Source organism: Allobosea sp., from assembly GCF_017308015.1.
Lineage (GTDB): Bacteria > Pseudomonadota > Alphaproteobacteria > Rhizobiales > Beijerinckiaceae > Allobosea.
Genome location: NZ_JAFKFW010000013.1, coordinates 104,988 through 121,623, shown reverse-complemented (window position 1 = coordinate 121,623; position 16,636 = coordinate 104,988). Strand labels below are relative to the sequence as shown.

Sequence of the window (16,636 nt, the reverse complement as noted above, 5' to 3'; positions counted from 1 at the left end):
GCTGCGACGAGGGCGTTGAGCTGCTCGATGCGGCTGGAGAGGGAGCCGGCCGAGGCCGCGCTCTGCTCGGAGAGGGCGGCGTTCTGCTGGGTCATCTCGTCGAGATGGGCGACGGCCTGGCTCATCTCGTCGATACCGTTGGCCTGCTCGCCGGAGGCCGCCGAGATGTCGGCGATGGTGGCGGCGACCTTCTGCGAGGCGGCGAGGATGCGGGCGAGCTGGTCGCCGGCCTGGCGCACCAGCTTGACGCCCTCGCCGACCTCGGCGTTCGACGATGAGATCAGCCCGGAGATGTCCTTGGCCGCCTCGCCCGAGCGCTGCGCCAGCGTGCGCACTTCCGAGGCGACGACGGCGAAGCCCTTGCCGGCCTCGCCGGCGCGGGCGGCTTCCACCGCGGCGTTGAGCGCGAGCAGATTGGTCTGGAAGGCGATGTCGTCGATCACCCGGATGATGTCGGAGATCTTCTGCGAGGCACTCTCGATGCGGGCCATGGCGTCGACTGCCTGGCCGGCGATGGCGCCGCCGTTCTCGGCCGCCTGCATCGCCTCGTCGGCGATCCGCGCGGCATCCTTCGAGGCCTGGGCCGAGGCCTTGACCGAGGCTGCGAGCTCCTCGGTCGTGGCGGCGGTCTGCTCCAGCGAGGAGGCCTGCTCCTCGGTGCGCTTCGACAGGTCGTCGGCGCCCATGTTGATCTCGCGTGCGGCCAGCCCGACATCGGCCGAGGTCGTCTGGATCGTCGCGACCGTGTCCGACAGACGGTCGACCGTTTCGTTGATCGCGCCCTTGAGATCGGCGAAGCGGCCGCGATAGGCCGTCTCGACCCGGTTGGTCAGGTCGCCGCCGGCGATCGCCGACAGGGCCTCGGCGAATTCCGTCGTCGCGCCGTCGACGACCGCGTTGATCTCGTTGATGCCGGCGACGAGCCGCTGCATCTGCTCGTCGGCATCATCGATCTGGAGCCGGGCCGAGAAATCGCCGGCTGCGGCCGCCGCGACGACCTCCCCGACATCCGACACAACCGCTTCCATCGACTGCGCCCGGGCGAGCCGCGCAGATGCCGCAGCCCGCTCCTGTTCCTCCAGTGCGCGCACGCGCGCCGCATTCTCCTGGAAGATCTGCAGCGCTCCCGCCATGTCGCCGATTTCGTCGCGTCGGCCGATGCTGGGGACGGTGACGTCCTGCTCGCCACCGGCAAGGCGCTTCATGGCATCGGTCATGCCACCGAGGGGGCGCACCACGCCGCGAATGACGAAGGCCAGAGTCAGTGCGCCCATCAGCAAAGCGCCGCCGGCTACGGCCAGCAGCAACAGGCTGGCGTAACGGGCGATCGACTGGGCCTGCGCGCCCTGTTCCTGCGCCTGGGCATTCTGCAGAGTGGTCAGCTCGGCGAGCTTGTTCGTGATCGGGTCGATCATGTCGTAGAGTTCGTAGGAGGCGAAATGGCGCAAGGCGCTTTCGTCGCGCTCCTTCAGGATGACCGTGAGCTTGCCGATCGCGGCGTTGCCGGTTCCCATCAGCGCGGAGGCCTCTTCGGCCAGGCGCTTTTCATCGGGTTCGGTCGCGCTTGTCAGGTAGGTCGTCCAGCTCTTCTCGATGTTGCCGACCGAGTCCTGCACGTTCTTCAGGGCCTTGGTCCAGGTCACCTGATTGGTCTGCGTCTTCCAGATCGTATCGACGATGTTGACCGCGTACATGTCGCTGACGGTCCGCAGCTGTTCGATCGGGATGACGCTGTTCTGAACGACGCTCTCGACCCGTTCCGTGACCGATCGAAGCGCCAGATATCCGCATGCGCCGATGGTGAGGACGCACAATGCCAGGACAACCAGCGCGGTTGCCAGCTTCGTCTTGATGCTCATTGTCATGACGGACCTTCTGGGAAGACGTCGTTCGCGATGTGGGCGGAGGCGGCAGGCGTGGTCAAGAGGCTGGATTTTAGACGGGCTTTACGTTTTCCTGGTCCGGGTCGGCATTCGAACGTATTGGGTCTGGCCAGAGCCCGGAATTCTTACCGGTAATGCTTAAAGCTGTTCTAATGACGCAGGGTTCGCTGGCTCTTGCCGTCCGGTTCGGCGCTTTCGCATCGGTTGCGCGTGGCGAGAGCTGAGCGAAGCGCCGCCGCCCCGGCATCACATACCGTTCGAATGGCCTGCGCGCGTGGGAGCGTCGGCGCCTATTCTGCGGCGCGCTTGAGTTCCAGTCCCTTGGCGAAAGGCAGCCTCGGCTCGTTCTTCTCGTCGTCGAATTCGAGTGCGCCGATCTTCTCGGCGCGGCTGGTGACCTTGCCGGCCGAGGTCTTGATCTGGCCGACATCGTCCTGCGCCTGCCGGAAATGGGTGTCGAGCCTGTCGATGCGCTCGCCGAGCCGGCGCACATCGTCGAGCAGCTTGCCGACCTCGCTCTGGATGACCTGCGCTTCCTCCCGCATCCGGGCGTCGCGCACCAGCGATTGCATCAACTGGATCGCGAGAGTCAGGAGCGAGGGCGAGACAATCATGATGCGGGCCCGGTGCGCCCGCTGCACGACATCGTCGAAATGCTCGTGCAGGTCGGCATAGATCGATTCCGATGGCACGAAGAGCAGCGCCACGTCCTGCGTCTCGCCGGGCAGGAAGTAGCGCTCCGCGATATCCTTCACATGTACGCCGACATCGCTGCGCACGCGTTGGCCGGCCGCCTTCTTCGCCTCGTCGCCGCGCGCCTCGCGCAGCAGCGTGAAACTCTCCAGCGGAAACTTGGCGTCGATGACCAGGCCGCGTCCGTCGCCCGGCAGCGTGACAAGACAATCCGGCCGCTTGCCGTTCGACAACTGCGGCTGGAAGGCGAAGAAGGCGGCGGGTAGGCCGTCGCGGATGATCGCCTCCATCCGCCCCTGCCCATAGGCGCCGCGCGCCTGCTTGTTGGAAAGCACGTCCCGAAGCGTCACCACTTCCGAGGTCAGGTCGGTCAGGTTCTTCTGGGCGCTGTCGATCACAGCCAGCCGCTCCTGCAGCTTGCCGAGGCTCTCGGAGGTCTGACGGACATTCTGCTCGAGGCTCTGTCCAACCTTGTGGCTCAAGCCCTCGATCCGGTCTGCCACGAGTCGCGCGAGATCACCCTGTCGGGTCGAGAGGATCTCGGCCATCGATTGCATCCGGCCGGCAAGCTCCGCCTGCTGCCGGTTCATCTCCGCGATTTTGTCGTCCATCTCGCGGGCGCGTTCCGCCGCCATCGCGGCCTCGATGGCGCGGCTCTTGCCGCCGCGCCATCCGGCGATCACCGCCATCACCAGCAGGACGAGACTCGCCGCCCCGAAACCGAGCGCGGCCTCGGCCCAGGATACCGGGCGTTCCAGCAAGGTGAAGGCGATCTCGTTCATCCGCCGCGAGCCTAGACGATTCGATTCGAAATAGCGAACGAAAGCGGAACAGTTTGACCGCTCTTCCACAAATGCTTATGTCCCGGGTTCAACAGCTCTTTTCCTCCGGAATCCCATGGCCATTCGCCCGCTCGTCATCCTGCCCGACGCCCAGCTCCGCCTCGTCTCCAAGCCGGTCGCGGCCGTCACGCCCGAGATCAAGGCGCTGGTCGCGGACATGTTCGAGACGATGTACGATGCGCCCGGCATCGGGCTCGCGGCGATCCAGATCGGCGTGCCGCTGCGCGTGGTGACGATCGACCTGTCGAAGCCCGAGGCGAAGGAGGGCGAGGAGCCGGAGCCCAGGAAGCCGCAGGTCTTCGTCAATCCGGAGATCGCCTGGTCGTCGGACGAGTTCAGCGCCTATGAGGAAGGCTGCCTCTCGATCCCTGAATATTACGAGGAGGTCGAGCGCCCGGCCGCGGTCAAGGTCCGCTACCTGGACCTCGACGGCAAGGTGCAGGAGATCGCGGCCGACGGCCTGCTCGCCACCTGCCTGCAGCACGAGATCGATCATCTCGACGGCGTGCTCTTCATCGACCATTTGTCGCGCCTGAAGCGCGAGCGCGTCACCAAGAAATTCGCCAAGGCGGCCAAGCGCGAGCGGGCTGCGTAGCGAACGGTCGTTATCGCGCCCTCGTCCTGAGGAGCTGCGGTATGTGGCGTCTCGAAGGATGCTTCGGGAGGCGGCAGGGCCATCCTTCGAGATGCCGCCTCCGGCTGCGCCTCAGGATCAGGCCTGTTCTATTCTTCCCGGTGTCGAGCCGGGCCAAGGTAAGGTCGAGCGTATGAGTTTGCGCGTCATCTTCATGGGCACGCCGGATTTCGCCGTGCCGGTGCTGACCGAGATCGTCGGCCAGGGGCACGAGGTCGTCTCCTGCTATACCCGTGCCCCGGCGCAGGCCGGCCGCGGCCTCGAACTGAAGCCCTCGCCGGTGCATCGCGCCGCCGAGCGCTTCGGCATCCCCGTCTTCACTCCCGCGACGCTGAAGACGCCGGAGCAGGCCGAGATCATCGCCTCGCACCAGGCCGATGTCGCCGTCGTCGTCGCTTATGGCATGATCCTGCCCCAGGCGATCCTCGATCTGCCGGAGCTCGGCTGCCTCAATCTTCATGCTTCGCTGCTGCCGCGCTGGCGCGGCGCCGCCCCGATCCAGCGGGCGATCATGGCCGGCGATGGCGAGAGCGGCGTCTGCGTCATGAAGATGGAAGCAGGTCTCGATACCGGCCCCGTTGCCATGGTGGAGAAGCTGGCGATCGGCCCGGATATGACTGCCGGTGAATTGCACGATCAACTGAGCCTCCTTGGTGCCGATCTGATGGTGCGGGCGCTCGCGGCACTCGGGCGCGGCGGGTTGCAGTTCACGCCGCAGGCGGAGGAGGGCGTCACCTATGCCAGCAAGATCGCCAATGCCGAGGCGAAGCTGAGCTGGGCCCTGCCTGCCCAGCAGGTCCATGATCTCGTGCGCGGCCTCTCGCCTTTCCCCGGCGCCTTCGCCGAGATCGACCTTGGCAAGGGGCCGGAGCGGCTCAAGATCCTGCGCACGGCGCGCGCCGGAGGCGCGGCCGAGCCCGGCACGCTGCTCGACGACGAGGGCACGGTCGCCTGCGCGGTTGGCGCGGTCAAGCTCCTGCAGGTTCAGCGCGCCGGCAAGGCGCCGATGAGCGGGGCCGAGTTCCTGCGCGGCGCCCGGCTCGGGGCCGGCAGTAAGCTTTAGATGAGCAGGCCGTTGTCCGAAAACCGCCCCGCACTTTTTCGTGGCCGGCTCTGATGCCGCGCTACAAGCTCGTCATCGAGTATGACGGCACGCCGTTCTCGGGCTGGCAACGCCAGCTCAACGGCCCGTCCGTGCAGCAGAGCGTCGAGGAGGCGGTCGAGGCCTTTTGCGGCCATCCCGTAAGGTTGCACTGCGCCGGCCGGACGGACGCCGGAGTCCACGCCACCCATCAGGTCGCTCATGTCGATATCGACAGGGAATGGCGCACCGATGTCGTGCGCGACGCGACTAATGCCCGGCTGAAGCGGATTCCGGTCGCCGTGCTCAGCGCCGAATTGGCGCCTGACGATTTCGATGCCCGTATTTCGGCGCGGCGACGCTATTACGTCTACCGTATCCTCGATCGCCGGGCCCAGCCGGCGCTGGAGCGAGATCGGGTCTGGCATGTGCCGGTCAAGCTCGATCACGAGGCGATGGACCGCGCGGCCAAGGCGCTGCTCGGCCAGCACGACTTCACCACCTTCCGCGCGGCCGAATGCCAGGCCAACAGCCCGATCCGCACGCTCGACCGCTGCGACGTCCGCCGCGAAGGCTCCGAGATTGTGGTCTATGTCCACGCCCGCTCGTTCCTGCATCATCAGGTCCGTTCCATCGTCGGCTGCCTGAAGATGGTCGGGATGGGGCGCTGGCCGGAGAACAAGGTCGGCAAGGTGTTGGCGGCGCGTGACCGCTCGCAATGTGCGGCTTTGGCGCCGTCCTGCGGGCTTTATCTCGCTGGCGTCGACTATGCCGGATAAGGCGAGGCCGCTTCAGAACAGGCCGAACAGCCGGCTAACCCCATAGTCGAGCATCACGCTGGCGGCGACCAGCGTCGTGGCGATGCTGCGGCTTTCCGGCCCGAAGACCGCTCGCGCGACGCAATAGCGCAGCCGCAGCACGATCACGGCGAAGAATAGAGACTGCACGATCGCCAGTGCGGGCGGCGCCCAGCCGATCGCGAAGATCGCCGCCGGGATCGCCATCAGGCTTGCCGACACGATGCCGGACCAGTTCCAGGCGATGACGAAGCTGGTGAAGCGCGGGCGCTGCGTGAGTTCCGGGCGCAGCGCGATCAACAGGGCCGGCACCGCCAGGATCGTCAGGGCCAGCGCGGCGATGACGGACAGGGCCAGCGCCGGTGCGGTGAAAAGGCCGGCGCTGTTCGGCAACCCGGCGGTGAGCCGCACAGCGGCGAGAATGGCGATGGTCGCCGGCAGCATCAGCGCGAAGGCGAGGAAAGAGCGCCAGAACCCGTCCCGTGTCAGGTCGAGTTCCGGCAGGGCCTCCGCACCCCGCGTCATCAGGCGCCAGGAACCGCGCAGTGAACGCGCGACATCATCGGCCGCCAGCCGCATCACAGCCTCCATGACCTGCAATCTTAGACTTTCGTCTAAGAAGGGGATAATGGCCCGTGAAATTCCTGCGTCAAGCCCGGCGGTGCGCTGCGAAATAACTGGCGAGCAAACGATGCGTGATCCGCTCGAGCGCCATGAGATCGGCGACGGCGACGGATTCGTCGATCTGATGCATCGTCTTGCCGACGACGCCGTATTCGACGACGGGGCAATAGTTCTTGATGAAGCGCGCGTCGGAGGTGCCCCCCGTGGTCGAGAGCGCCGGGCGCATGCCGGTTTCGGCCTCGACCGCATCGGCGACGAGCGCGACGAACGGGCCGGGCTCGGTCAGGAAGGCGACGGCATTGGTCGGCTGGATCTCGAGCGCGTAGCGCACCTGGTTGCCGGCCGCCTTGTGCAGGCGCCGCTCGAGTTCGGCTGCGAGCGTCTCCGGGGCCCAGCTATCGTTGAAGCGGATGTTGAAAGCCGCCTTCGCCTGCGCCGGGATCACGTTGGTCGCGGGGTTGCCGACATCGAGCGTCGTCACTTCGAGATTGCTCGGGTCGAAATGTGTGGTCCCGGCGTCGAGGGGGGCGGCGTCCAGGGCGGCGAGCAGGCGCACCATGCCGCGGATCGGATTGTCGGCGAGATGAGGATAGCCGACATGCCCCTGCGTACCCTGCACGGTGAGCGTGCCGGTCAGCGAGCCCCGCCGGCCGATCTTGATCATGTCGCTCATCGTTGCCGGATTGGTGGGTTCGCCCAGGAGGCAGTGGTCGAAGCGCTCGCCGCGTTCATGCGCCCAGGAAAGCAGCTTGACCGTGCCGTTGACCGAGGGACCTTCCTCGTCGCCGGTGATCAGGAAGGCGATCGAGCCGGGGGCATCCGGATTGTCGCGCCGGTAGCGGATCGCGGCCGAGACCATTGCCGCGAGCCCGCCCTTCATGTCGCAGGCCCCGCGCCCGTAGAGCGTGCCGTTCTCGATCGCGCCGCCAAAGGGCTCGCGCGTCCAGGCCGCCGCGTCGCCGACGGGGACGACGTCGGTGTGCCCGGCGATCACGAAGACCGGAGCCGTGCTGCCGATACGCGCATAGAGGTTCTCGACATCGGGCGTGCCGGGCTCGCTGAAGACCGGACGATGGACCTCGTAGCCTTCGGCCGACAGCACGGATGCAAGTAGCGTGAGCGCGCCGCCTTCCTCTGGCGTCACCGAAGGGCAGCGGACCAGTGCCTGCGTCAGAGCTACCGGGTCGGTCGGGTCGAGAGAAAGGGCGGGGAAGGGAAGGATCGATGCGGCGCTCATTCCGCCGCTTTAGCACCCGCAGGCGAAGCCGCAACCCTGTCCCGGTGCGCAGCAGACGGCAACAGGCCGAGATCGACGAAGGCGACGACCCAGGCCATGGTCGCGATCGCTTCCAGCGATGGGCGCCAGCCGATCGAGACAAGGGGTCTCAGATGTTCCGGAAGCACGATCGCGCAGATCAGGAGGATGCCGAATAGCGGCGTGCTGCCGCGGTCATTGGCGCGCTTGGCCGCCAGCGCGGCCCATGGGAACAGGGCGAAGGCCTTGATGAAGGCGGTGATCGTGATCGCGGTGTGACGATCCGCCAGGTGGGGCAGGGTTCGCTCGATGGCGAGCAGTGTCAGCGCCACTGCGATGCTGCCGAGCCAGAAGGGCCGCAAGCCGATGCGGCCGTCGAAATCGCTGAAGAGGCGGATCAGGGACATGCGGTGAACTCCGATGGCGGTTGTCGCATGGTCTGCCGTCGGGTTGAAGCCTATGGTGAATAAAAGGTTAACGAGGCGCCTAAGAGTTTATCCCCCCGGCAGAAAACGCTTGAACGGCGTCAGGCGGGCCGCTAGCTGCGAAACGCGTGGTGCCATCGGCGCGCGGCCTGTGGTTTTCCGTTTCCGTAAAGTACAGTCGAAGGGCGCGTTGGCGCGGCCCGAGTGAGGTTTCGAGCATGACCATCCGTTTCCATCGCGGCGATCTGCCGGACGGCTATGATGCCGGATCGAGCGTCGCGATCGACACCGAGACGCTCGGCCTCAATCCGCATCGGGACCGGCTCTGCGTCGTCCAGTTGTCGCGCGGCGACGGCACCGCCGATGTCGTGCAGATCCCGAAGGGCGGCGAGCGGCCGAAGAACCTGATCCGACTGCTCGAGGATCCAGGGGTGCTGAAGCTCTTCCACTTCGCCCGCTTCGATGTCGCGGTTCTCAGGCATGCCTTCGGCGTGGTGACAATGCCGGTCTACTGCACCAAGATCGCCTCGAAGCTCACCCGCACCTATACTGATCGGCACGGGCTCAAGGACCTCGTGCGCGAACTGCTCGGTGTCGAACTGTCGAAGCAGCAGCAGTCGTCCGACTGGGGTGCGGACACGCTGAGCGAGGCCCAGCTCGCCTACGCTGCCTCCGACGTGCTGCATCTCCATGCGCTGCACGAGAAGCTGGAGGCCATGCTGGCGCGCGAAGGCCGCCGGGATCTTGCACAGGCCTGTTTCCGGTTCCTGCCCCATCGCGCCGAGCTCGATCTCGCCGGCTGGGGCGAGACGGATATCTTCGCCCACACTTGACAATTTTGAAGGCTTCTTGCGTCAGTCTGCGCGCAGGTGGGGCGCCGGACATGCGCTCGGCCCCGCATGGACGAGTCGCGCGGGGGCGCGATGCGGCCGTCCTGTGACACGAAAATGCCGTGAGCGGCTGCCATTGCGCGGGACATGACTTTGGCAATGACCTACAACGACCCGGCGGCGAGGCTGTCCGCGCAGGCGCTGCGTCGGCGCGCCGCCTTCGGCGCGGCGCGGCGTCATACGCGGCTGGTGCATCTCCTGCGCCGCGTGATTCCCGTGGCCGCCGTGGCGCTGGTCCTGGCGCTCGTCGTGGTGCCCTTTCTCTCGCCGCTCGGCGGCAAGCTGGCCAATGTCTCGGTCAGCTCGGTCGGCATCACCGGCGGCAAGGTCAAGATGGAGACACCGAAGCTCTCCGGGTACCGGAAGGACAATCGTCCCTATCAGGTGACCGCGGAGAACGCCTTCCAGGAGATCCGCAATCCGACGCAGGTCGAGCTTCAGACCCTGACGGCGCGCATCCAGATGGAGCGCGAGGGCTGGGTGACCGTGAACGCCAAGACGGGTCTGTTCGATACGCAGAAGGAGAAGCTGCGCCTGATCGATGACGTCAAGATCCGTACCGAGAACGGTCACGACATGCAGATGAGGACCGCCGATGTCGACTTCAAATCCGGTGCGGTGGTTTCGAAGGAACCCGTCAAGGTCAGTCTCGGCGAGACCACAGTCGATGCCGACACACTTGACGTGAGGAACAATGGCGAGTTGATCGCTTTCGAGGGGCGGGTACGGGTTTTCATCCGGAACGCGCCGGCAGGGACGATCGCCGGCCCCGAGCGGGAGGGCAGCAAGCCGATGCTGGAACTGCTGAACGCGGACCGGGTTCCCCCCGCGGATGCAGTGCCGGCCGGCGATGCTGGTAACGGGAAGAGGCAGTGAAATGACCAGGATTGGCCAGATGCTCCGTTTCGCGCATGCTCGCCATGCCGCGCTGATGCTCGCTGCGGGCTTCGCTCTGTTCGGCACTCCGCAGGAAACCTTCGCGCAGGCGGCCCCTGCCAAGGCGCGGGGCGCGTCATCGGCGCTGGGAGGGCTCGGCGGCGACAGCAAGGAGCCCATCAAGATCGATGCCGACAAGCTCGACGTGCTGGACAAGGAGAACAAGGCGGTCTTTTCCGGCAATGTCGTGGCCGTGCAGGGCGAGACGACGGTTCGCTGCACGGTGATGACCGTGCTTTACGAGGGGCGTGGCGGTCCGGGTGGAACCGCCGGCCGCCCGGCGACTCCAGCTCCGACTCCAGCTCCGGCTCCGGCTCCCGCAGCGGCGGGCGCGGCCGGCCAGGGCAATGACAGCTCGATCAAGCGCATCCTGTGCAAGGGGCCGGTCACGGTGGTCTCGAAGACGCAGGCCGCGACCTCGGACAATGCCGAGTTCGATCGTGCCCGGAATCTCGTCATCATGACCGGCAATGTCGCGCTGAACGACGGGCCCAACGTCACCCGCGGCCAGAAGCTGGTCTACGACACGGTCACCGGCGTCGCCAATGTCGAGGGTGGGCGCGTGCAGGGTCTGTTCGTTCCAAATGCGGCCGACGCCAACAAGTCCGATGCGGGCAAGCCCGGCGCCAAGCCGGCCCCGAAGCCAACCAACTGATCGTGCCGCAGTGACCGTTTCCGAAGCGCCTCGTCCCATGGCCGCGCCGGCTCGACCGGCTCCGAGCCCGCAGCAGCCGGGCGTTTTCGGACGGCTACGCGGGCTGTTCGGCAGCCGCGGCAAGGAAGAGGCCCGCCAACGGCCGGCGACGGTCGCCGCCATCGGCGGCCCGGGCATCCTCGCGGTCGATGGGCTGCGCAAGAGCTATGGCGGCCGCGCAGTCGTCTCTGATGCGAGCCTCTACCTGCGCCAGGGTGAGGCTGTCGGCCTGCTCGGCCCCAACGGCGCCGGCAAGACCACGATCTTTTACATGATCACGGGCCTCGTCGCGGCCGATGCCGGCATCATCTCGCTCGAAGGCAACGACATTACCGCCTTGCCGATGTACCAGCGCGCGCGTCTCGGCATCGGCTACCTGCCGCAGGAGGCCTCGATTTTCCGCGGCCTGTCCGTCGAGGACAACATTCGCTCGGTGCTGGAGGTGGTCGAGCCCGACCGCAAGGCGCGCGAGCGCCAGCTCGACCAGCTCCTCGAGGAGTTCACCATCGCCCGCCTGCGCAAGGCGCCCTCGATCGCGCTCTCGGGCGGCGAGCGCCGCCGCTGCGAGATCGCCCGCGCGCTGGCCGGCAAGCCCTCCTTCATCCTGCTCGACGAGCCTTTCGCCGGCATCGATCCGATCGCGGTCGGTGACATCCAGGCGCTGGTGCGGCAGTTGACCGATCGCGGTATCGGCGTGCTCATCACCGACCACAATGTTCGTGAGACGCTCGGCCTCGTCGATCGCGCCTATATCATCCATTCCGGGCGCGTGCTGACCGAGGGCTCCCCGGCCGAGATCATCGCCAATCCGGATGTCCGGCGCGTCTATCTCGGCGAGGATTTCCGTCTCTGAGCCATCATGGCCTATTGGCCGTGACGGCCTTGTTGCGGTGCATCAAATTTCCGGCCGCAGGCATGGCTGATCCTTTGACGCGGCGGTGAGCCGGCGCTAGTGTCTTTTCCGCAAGCAAGAAGCGTGCCGATGGCGCGCGAGCGGGAAGGGCCTTTCGCGTATGGCGATGATGCCGCGCATGGAGCTGCGCCAGGGGCAATCCCTGGTGATGACGCCGCAGTTGCTGCAGGCGATCAAGCTCCTGCAGCTCTCGCATCTCGAACTCCAGAACTTCGTCGAGGGCGAGCTCGAGCGCAATCCCTTGCTGGAACGCGATGAGGGGCTGGACCAGCCGGTGCGGTCCGATGATGCCGACAGCCCTCATACAGCCGATGCCGAGAGCTTCGCCAAGGCCGAGAGCCTGCACACGCAGGAGGGCATGGAAGGCAGGCTCGGCACCGGGCTCGACAATGTGTTTCAGAGCGAGCAGCCGACGGCCGCCCGCAGCGAGGCGAGCGGTGCCGACAGCCTACCGATCGTCGGCGGTGCCTATGGTGCGACGGGCGGATCGTTCGATGGCGACCCCGAAGGTTTCGAAAGCAGCCTGACGGTGGATGCCTCCCTGCACGACCATCTGGTCGCGCAGCTCGATCTCGCCGTCATCGAACCGGCTGCGCGCATCATCGGCCGCCACATCATCGATGCAGTCGACGACAGCGGCTATCTCGGGGAGCCTCTCGCAGAGATCGCCGAGCGCCTCGGCGTCGCGATCGACAGGGTCGAGGCGGTGCTGCGCGTCGTGCAGAGCTTCGATCCTTCCGGTGTTGCCGCCCGCGACGTCGCCGAATGCCTCGCGATCCAGTTGCGCGATCGCAACCGCTTCGACCCGGCCATGCAGGCGCTGGTGGCGAATCTGCACCTCGTCGCCAGGCGCGATTTCACTGCGCTCAAGCGCATCTGCGGCGTCGACGACGAGGATATCGCGGACATGGTCGCGGAGATCCGCCGTCTCGATCCCAAGCCCGGCCGCGCCTTCGGCGGCTCGGCCGCCGAGACCGTGGTGCCGGACGTCTTCATCCGGGCCGCGCCGGACGGCTCCTGGCTGATCGATCTCAACCCCGACACCCTGCCGCGCCTGCTCGTCAACCAGACCTATCACGCGCGCGTCTCCCGGGCGGCGCGCAACGAGGTCGAGAAAGCCTTCATCGCAGAGTGCCTGCAGACCGCGAACTGGCTGACCCGATCGCTGGAGCAGCGCGCCCGCACGATCCTGAAAGTGGCGAGCGAAATCGTGCGCCAGCAGGACGGCTTCTTCGCCCATGGCGTCGAGCATCTGCGCCCGCTCAATCTCAAGACCGTGGCGGATGCCATCGGCATGCACGAATCGACCGTTTCGCGCGTCACCTCGAACAAGTACCTGACCTGCTCGCGCGGCGTCTTCGAGATGAAGTATTTCTTCTCGGCGGCGATCGCCGCGACCGGCTATGGCGAGGCGCATTCCGCCGAAGCGGTCCGCTTCCGGATCAAGCAGATGATCGACGACGAGGCGCCCGCAGCGGTTCTCTCGGACGATGCCATCGTCGCCCGGCTCAAGGAGGGCGGCATCGATATCGCCCGGCGCACCGTGGCAAAATATCGCGAATCGCTCCGGATTCCGTCTTCGATCGAGCGACGGCGCGAGAAAGTCGCGATGGCGGCGGCCGATCGCTGAGCCATTTTGTTCCAAAGCGCTCCTGCATGCGCGCCATGATTGCGCCGGCTCATTGACAACCCCGACTCCCAGTTCTTAGCTCCTAGGGATGGCCGCACACGGGCCATGGCTAAATCAAGGGGAAGCACTCCATGAGCTTGCGAATCTCCGGCAAGAATCTTGATGTCGGCGAGGCCCTCCGCGGCCAGGCCGAGGAGCGGGTCGCCGCGGCGGTCAGCAAATATTACGAGGGCGGCTATCAGGGGCACGTCACGGTCGACAAGGACGGCTCCGCATTCCGGACCGACGGTGTCCTGCACCTCTCCTCCGGAATCACGCTGGAAGCCTCCGCCACCGCTCACGATCCCTATGCCAGCCTCGACAAGATGGCCGAGCGCATCGAGAAGCGGCTGCGACGCTACAAGCGCCGGCTGAAGGACCGTTCGGCGAGCAATGGCCGCGAGGCCGCGATCGAAATCCCCAGCTATGTGATTGCGGCTCCCGATGACGATATCGAGGATTTCGACGGGGTCTCGGTTGCCGACAACCCGGTGATCGTTGCGGAATCGACCAAACCCCTGCATGTCAGGACGGTCAGCGATGCCGTTGCGGAGCTTGATCTGACGGGTGCTCCGGTCGTCGTTTTCCGCCACGCTGGCCATGGCCGCATGAACATCGTATATCGCCGCGGCGACGGCAATATCGGCTGGATCGACCCGCCGGCATCGTTGTCCTGAGGCCGGCGGGCGATCCGCTCCGGCCGTCGAACCTGACCCATGCCGACGGCATTTCAGCCGGCATGGGACATGCATGGACGGGCGAATGACGCTGACCGATCTTCTAAGTCCCGCCGCGGTGATCTCCCCGCTGCGGGCCAACGGCAAGAAGCAGGCTCTGCAGGAGCTTGCCCATCATGCCGCCACCCTGACGGGCCTGCCGGACCGCGAGCTCTTCGAAGCCCTGCTCCAGCGAGAGCGCCTTGGCTCGACCGGGATCGGCGAGGGCATTGCGATCCCGCACGGCCGGATGCCGGGCATCGACCGCCTCGTCGGGCTTTTCGCCCGGACGGAGAAGCCGATCGATTTCGATGCGCTGGACGGCCAGCCGGTCGATATCATCTTCGTGCTGATCGCCCCCGAAGGCGCAGGCGCCGACCATCTCAAGGCCCTTGCCCGCGTGGCGCGCGTGCTGCGTAACCAGTCCGTTCTGGAGCAGGTCCGCAAGGTCCGCGACCCCTCTGCGATCTACGCCATCCTTGCCGAATCGGCGGCGCAGGCGGCCTAGACTTAAACGCAACAAAGACTGCTTGGACGATCCCGGCCGACGGGCTATGACCCCGGCTGGATCGGCGTCGCGTCTTCCCTTTCCTGATCGCGGCGCGCCTTGTTTCGGAGCCGCAGGTCATGGCCTATACGCATGTCGAACTCTTCCCGCTCGGCGAGGACACGACGCCTTATCGCAAGCTCGGCAGCGAGGGCGTAAGCGTCGAGAAGATCGGCGACCGCGAGGTCCTGAGCGTCTCGCGCGAGGCGATTCGCCAGCTCTCCGAACAGGCCTTCATCGACATCAACCATCTGCTGCGCCCCGGCCATCTCGCCCAGCTCGGCAAGATCCTCGACGATCCCGAGGCGACCTCCAACGACAAGTTTGTCGCCTATGACCTCCTGAAGAACGCCAATATCGCCGCAGGCGGCGTCCTGCCGATGTGCCAGGACACCGGCACCGCGATCATCATGGGCAAGAAGGGCCGCAAGGTCTGGACCGATGGCGAGGATGAGGCCGCGCTCGGCGAGGGCGTCGCGGACGCCTATTTCAAGCGCAACCTGCGCTATTCGCAGCTCGCGCCGCTCTCGATGTTCGAGGAGAAGAACACCGCGACCAACCTGCCGGCGCAGATCGACATCTATGCCGAGGGCGAGGACGCCTACAAATTCCTCTTCGTCTGCAAGGGCGGCGGCTCGGCCAACAAGACCTTCCTTTACCAGGCGACGCCTTCGCTCCTCACCAGGGATCGCATGATGGCGTTCCTGAAGGAGAAGATCCTGACGCTGGGCACTGCAGCCTGCCCGCCCTACCATCTCGCCATCGTCATCGGCGGCACCTCGGCCGAGCAGAACCTCAAGACCGTCAAGCTCGCCTCGACCAAATATCTCGACGCGCTGCCGACGAAGGGGTCGCCGTCGGGCCATGCCTTCCGCGACATCGAGATGGAGGAAGAGGTCCACAAGATGACGCAGGCGCTTGGCGTCGGCGCGCAGTTCGGCGGCAAGTATTTTTGCCATGACGTCCGCGTCATCCGCCTGCCGCGCCACGGCGCCTCGCTGCCGATCGGGCTCGGCGTCTCCTGTTCGGCCGACCGCCAGGCCAAGGGCAAGATCACCAGGGACGGCATCTTCCTGGAGGCTCTGGAAACCGATCCGTCCAAGTACCTGCCGGATGTCGACGAATCCGCGCTCGGCGGCTCCGTCGTCAAGATCGACCTCAACCAGCCGATGAGTACAATTCTTGCGACGCTGTCGCAGCATCCTGTCAAGACGCGCCTGTCGCTGACCGGCACCATCGTCGTCGCCCGCGACCTCGCCCATGCCAAGATCCGCGAGCGGCTGGAGCGTGGCGAGGGCATGCCCGACTATTTCAAGAACCATCCGGTCTATTACGCCGGCCCGGCCAAGACGCCGGAAGGCTTCGCCTCCGGCTCTTTCGGCCCGACCACGGCCGGCCGCATGGATTCCTTCGTCGACCAGTTCCAGTCCTTCGGCGGCTCGATGGTGATGCTCGCCAAGGGCAATCGCTCGGCGGCGGTCCGCGAAGCCTGCAAGGCCCATGGCGGCTTCTATCTCGGCTCGATCGGCGGCCCGGCGGCGCGTCTGGCGCAGGACTGCATCCGCAAGGTCGAGGTCCTTGAATATCCCGAACTCGGCATGGAGGCGGTCTGGCGGATCGAGGTCGAGGATTTCCCGGCCTTCATCGTCATCGACGACAAGGGCAATGACTTCTTCAAGGAGCTGAACCTCGGATGAGGCTGGCGCTGACTGTCGCGGCGCTGCTGCTGGCCGCTCCCGTGCTGGCGCAGCAGCCGCGCCCGGCGACCTGCTCGCGCGATCTCCTGCTGAACGAGGCTGGCTTCCGCCAGCAACAGACGCGGCTCGCGGCCGTCGCGAGCGCCGACCAGGCGACGCAATGCCGGACCTTTCGCGAGCACGTCACCTATCTCCAGAAGGCCCGCTCGGTCTTCGCCACCTGTCAGGATGGCGCGGAACGCGCGCGCAATGTCGCGGAGATGGATTCCGAGCTGGTGAACTACCGCGCCCTGATCGCCAATCGCTGCGGCGGGCGGTAAGAGCCTTCCGAGATATCCGA

Annotated in this window: 17 protein-coding genes; 12 read left to right on the top strand and 5 right to left on the bottom strand. The window is 66.3% G+C overall.

Annotated features, from left to right (window positions below; all coding sequences use genetic code 11):
* Together J0I42_RS12870 and J0I42_RS12865 are read right to left on the bottom strand one after the other, a co-directional pair.
* Positions 1-1,865 (bottom strand): HAMP domain-containing methyl-accepting chemotaxis protein (locus tag J0I42_RS12870; protein ID WP_291655256.1); only part of this gene is annotated, 1,865 nt, incomplete at its 3' end.
* Positions 1,866-2,173: 308 nt separating this feature from the next.
* Positions 2,174-3,358: a DNA recombination protein RmuC gene (locus tag J0I42_RS12865; RefSeq protein ID WP_291655255.1), complete on the bottom strand. Its 1,185-nt coding sequence runs from the start codon at positions 3,356-3,358 to the stop codon at positions 2,174-2,176.
* A 115-nt stretch (positions 3,359-3,473) separates the two neighbouring features.
* On the opposite strand from J0I42_RS12865, the gene def reads away from it, so the two are divergent.
* From def to truA, 3 genes are all read left to right on the top strand, one after another.
* Positions 3,474-4,013 (top strand): peptide deformylase, encoded by a 540-nt coding sequence (gene def, locus J0I42_RS12860; protein ID WP_291655254.1) that lies wholly within the window; start codon positions 3,474-3,476, stop codon positions 4,011-4,013.
* A gap of 172 nt (positions 4,014-4,185) precedes the next feature.
* Complete coding sequence (fmt, locus tag J0I42_RS12855) at positions 4,186-5,115, top strand: methionyl-tRNA formyltransferase (RefSeq protein WP_291655253.1); 930 nt, start codon at positions 4,186-4,188, stop codon at positions 5,113-5,115.
* Positions 5,116-5,168: 53 nt separating this feature from the next.
* Positions 5,169-5,912 (top strand): tRNA pseudouridine(38-40) synthase TruA, encoded by a 744-nt coding sequence (truA, locus tag J0I42_RS12850; RefSeq protein ID WP_291655252.1) that lies wholly within the window; start codon positions 5,169-5,171, stop codon positions 5,910-5,912.
* Positions 5,913-5,924: 12 nt separating this feature from the next.
* Here truA and J0I42_RS12845 read toward each other — a convergent pair whose 3' ends face one another.
* From J0I42_RS12845 to J0I42_RS12835, 3 genes are read right to left on the bottom strand one after another with little or no spacing between them, the layout of a single operon-like run.
* Positions 5,925-6,521: a hypothetical protein gene (locus tag J0I42_RS12845; protein WP_291655251.1), complete on the bottom strand. Its 597-nt coding sequence runs from the start codon at positions 6,519-6,521 to the stop codon at positions 5,925-5,927.
* A gap of 58 nt (positions 6,522-6,579) precedes the next feature.
* On the bottom strand, positions 6,580-7,791 hold the full coding sequence (dapE, locus tag J0I42_RS12840; protein ID WP_291655250.1) for a succinyl-diaminopimelate desuccinylase: 1,212 nt from the start codon (positions 7,789-7,791) through the stop codon (positions 6,580-6,582).
* Entirely contained in the window at positions 7,788-8,216 is a 429-nt protein-coding gene (locus tag J0I42_RS12835) for a DUF805 domain-containing protein (protein ID WP_291655249.1), read from the bottom strand. Before J0I42_RS12835 ends, dapE begins: the two co-directional genes overlap by 4 nt.
* A gap of 236 nt (positions 8,217-8,452) precedes the next feature.
* On the opposite strand from J0I42_RS12835, the gene J0I42_RS12830 reads away from it, so the two are divergent.
* The 9 genes from J0I42_RS12830 (at position 8,453) to J0I42_RS12790 (ending at position 16,616) form a co-directional block, all read left to right on the top strand.
* Positions 8,453-9,067 carry a ribonuclease D gene (locus tag J0I42_RS12830; RefSeq protein ID WP_291655248.1) on the top strand — a complete coding sequence of 205 codons (615 nt, stop codon included), beginning with the start codon at positions 8,453-8,455 and terminating at the stop codon, positions 9,065-9,067.
* Between the two features lie 156 nt (positions 9,068-9,223).
* On the top strand, positions 9,224-10,000 hold the full coding sequence (gene lptC / locus J0I42_RS12825) for an LPS export ABC transporter periplasmic protein LptC (protein WP_291655247.1): 777 nt from the start codon (positions 9,224-9,226) through the stop codon (positions 9,998-10,000).
* A gap of 19 nt (positions 10,001-10,019) precedes the next feature.
* Positions 10,020-10,715, top strand: coding sequence for an LptA/OstA family protein (locus J0I42_RS12820; protein WP_291655246.1), 696 nt, complete (start codon positions 10,020-10,022; stop codon positions 10,713-10,715).
* 37 nt (positions 10,716-10,752) lie between these two features.
* The gene (gene lptB, locus J0I42_RS12815; protein WP_291655244.1) at positions 10,753-11,607 is read left to right on the top strand and encodes an LPS export ABC transporter ATP-binding protein; all 855 of its coding nucleotides are present in this window, start codon (positions 10,753-10,755) and stop codon (positions 11,605-11,607) included.
* 160 nt (positions 11,608-11,767) lie between these two features.
* The gene (gene rpoN, locus J0I42_RS12810; protein ID WP_291655243.1) at positions 11,768-13,297 is read left to right on the top strand and encodes an RNA polymerase factor sigma-54; all 1,530 of its coding nucleotides are present in this window, start codon (positions 11,768-11,770) and stop codon (positions 13,295-13,297) included.
* A gap of 131 nt (positions 13,298-13,428) precedes the next feature.
* Positions 13,429-14,013, top strand: coding sequence for a ribosome hibernation-promoting factor, HPF/YfiA family (hpf, locus tag J0I42_RS12805; RefSeq protein ID WP_291655242.1), 585 nt, complete (start codon positions 13,429-13,431; stop codon positions 14,011-14,013).
* A gap of 85 nt (positions 14,014-14,098) precedes the next feature.
* Complete coding sequence (gene ptsN, locus J0I42_RS12800; RefSeq protein WP_291655241.1) at positions 14,099-14,560, top strand: PTS IIA-like nitrogen regulatory protein PtsN; 462 nt, start codon at positions 14,099-14,101, stop codon at positions 14,558-14,560.
* Between the two features lie 119 nt (positions 14,561-14,679).
* Complete coding sequence (locus J0I42_RS12795) at positions 14,680-16,296, top strand: fumarate hydratase (protein WP_291655240.1); 1,617 nt, start codon at positions 14,680-14,682, stop codon at positions 16,294-16,296.
* Positions 16,293-16,616: a hypothetical protein gene (locus tag J0I42_RS12790; RefSeq protein WP_291655239.1), complete on the top strand. Its 324-nt coding sequence runs from the start codon at positions 16,293-16,295 to the stop codon at positions 16,614-16,616. Before J0I42_RS12795 ends, J0I42_RS12790 begins: the two co-directional genes overlap by 4 nt.
* Positions 16,617-16,636: the final 20 nt, after the last annotated feature.

Excerpts from the sequence above, each read along its gene's own strand:
- J0I42_RS12865 (WP_291655255.1), bottom strand. The coding sequence starts at position 3,358 with ATGAACGAGATCGCCTTCACCTTGCTGGAACGCCCGGTATCCTGGGCC.
- def (WP_291655254.1), top strand. The coding sequence starts at position 3,474 with ATGGCCATTCGCCCGCTCGTCATCCTGCCCGACGCCCAGCTCCGCCTC.
- fmt (WP_291655253.1), top strand. The coding sequence starts at position 4,186 with ATGAGTTTGCGCGTCATCTTCATGGGCACGCCGGATTTCGCCGTGCCG.
- truA (WP_291655252.1), top strand. The coding sequence starts at position 5,169 with ATGCCGCGCTACAAGCTCGTCATCGAGTATGACGGCACGCCGTTCTCG.
- J0I42_RS12845 (WP_291655251.1), bottom strand. The coding sequence starts at position 6,521 with ATGGAGGCTGTGATGCGGCTGGCGGCCGATGATGTCGCGCGTTCACTG.
- dapE (WP_291655250.1), bottom strand. The coding sequence starts at position 7,791 with ATGAGCGCCGCATCGATCCTTCCCTTCCCCGCCCTTTCTCTCGACCCG.
- J0I42_RS12835 (WP_291655249.1), bottom strand. The coding sequence starts at position 8,216 with ATGTCCCTGATCCGCCTCTTCAGCGATTTCGACGGCCGCATCGGCTTG.
- J0I42_RS12830 (WP_291655248.1), top strand. The coding sequence starts at position 8,453 with ATGACCATCCGTTTCCATCGCGGCGATCTGCCGGACGGCTATGATGCC.
- lptC (WP_291655247.1), top strand. The coding sequence starts at position 9,224 with ATGACCTACAACGACCCGGCGGCGAGGCTGTCCGCGCAGGCGCTGCGT.
- J0I42_RS12820 (WP_291655246.1), top strand. The coding sequence starts at position 10,020 with ATGCTCCGTTTCGCGCATGCTCGCCATGCCGCGCTGATGCTCGCTGCG.
- lptB (WP_291655244.1), top strand. The coding sequence starts at position 10,753 with ATGGCCGCGCCGGCTCGACCGGCTCCGAGCCCGCAGCAGCCGGGCGTT.
- rpoN (WP_291655243.1), top strand. The coding sequence starts at position 11,768 with ATGGCGATGATGCCGCGCATGGAGCTGCGCCAGGGGCAATCCCTGGTG.
- hpf (WP_291655242.1), top strand. The coding sequence starts at position 13,429 with ATGAGCTTGCGAATCTCCGGCAAGAATCTTGATGTCGGCGAGGCCCTC.
- ptsN (WP_291655241.1), top strand. The coding sequence starts at position 14,099 with ATGACGCTGACCGATCTTCTAAGTCCCGCCGCGGTGATCTCCCCGCTG.
- J0I42_RS12795 (WP_291655240.1), top strand. The coding sequence starts at position 14,680 with ATGGCCTATACGCATGTCGAACTCTTCCCGCTCGGCGAGGACACGACG.
- J0I42_RS12790 (WP_291655239.1), top strand. The coding sequence starts at position 16,293 with ATGAGGCTGGCGCTGACTGTCGCGGCGCTGCTGCTGGCCGCTCCCGTG.